Source organism: Lysobacter sp. TAB13 (assembly GCF_052113885.1).
Lineage (GTDB): Bacteria > Pseudomonadota > Gammaproteobacteria > Xanthomonadales > Xanthomonadaceae > Lysobacter > Lysobacter gummosus.
In genome coordinates, this window is sequence record NZ_JBFRDR010000062.1 from 1 (window position 1) to 801 (window position 801).

Annotated in this window: 1 protein-coding gene; it reads right to left on the minus strand. The window is 60.6% G+C overall.

Annotation, left to right across the window (positions count from 1 at the left end; genetic code table 11):
- Positions 1–179: 179 nt before the first annotated feature.
- On the minus strand, positions 180–801 hold a 622-nt coding region (locus AB4Y92_RS25105), incomplete at its 5' end, for a molybdopterin cofactor-binding domain-containing protein (protein ID WP_441822087.1).

An 801-nucleotide genomic window follows, 5' to 3' on the forward strand; every position in this document is an offset into this window, starting at 1 on the left:
GGGTGAACGGGGGGACGGCAAAGTGCGGCCGAACTAGCATCTCCCCATGTGCGATCTCTTTTCTGTAATCAGCTTAAAGACTGCTATCGAAGCACCGCTTTTCAAACGGATCGATTTGGCGGAGCTGAACCTGCACATGCGTGAAGCGGCGAAGTAACAGCGCAGGCGTGCCGCCACGCTCACGGGGTTTCGGGCAATCGATCAATGAGCTTATCCAGCGTGATCGGGTAGTCGCGCACGCGCACGCCCGTGGCATTGTAGATCGCATTCGCGACCGCTGCGGCGACTCCGCAAATGCCGAGTTCGGCGACCCCTTTGGCCTTCATCGGCGATGAGATCGGGTCCTCTTCGTCGAGAAAGATAACGTCCTGATGCGGAATGTCGGCATGAACCGGAACCTCATAGCTTGCGAGGTCGTGATTGACGAAGAAGCCGACGCGTGTGTCGACGACCAGTTCTTCCGTTAGGGCGGCGCCGACGCCCATGGTCATGGCTCCGATCAATTGGCTGCGGGCCGTCTTCGGATTCAGGATGCGGCCACAGGCGCAGGCGGCGAGCATACGTCTGACACGGGTCTCGCMTGTGGCTGCATCGACGCCGACTTCGACAAAATGCGCGCCGAACGTCGATTGCTGATACTTTTTTGCGAGGTCGCCATACTCGATGCTGTCCTCGGCCACGAGGCCGCTTGCACCAGCGGCCTCGGCGAGCGACGCACTTCGATTGCCCAGACGGACCTGTCCATCGGCGAACACAGCTTCCGCGGAATTGAAGCCGAGCCTCTGGGCCACAGCCTCGCGC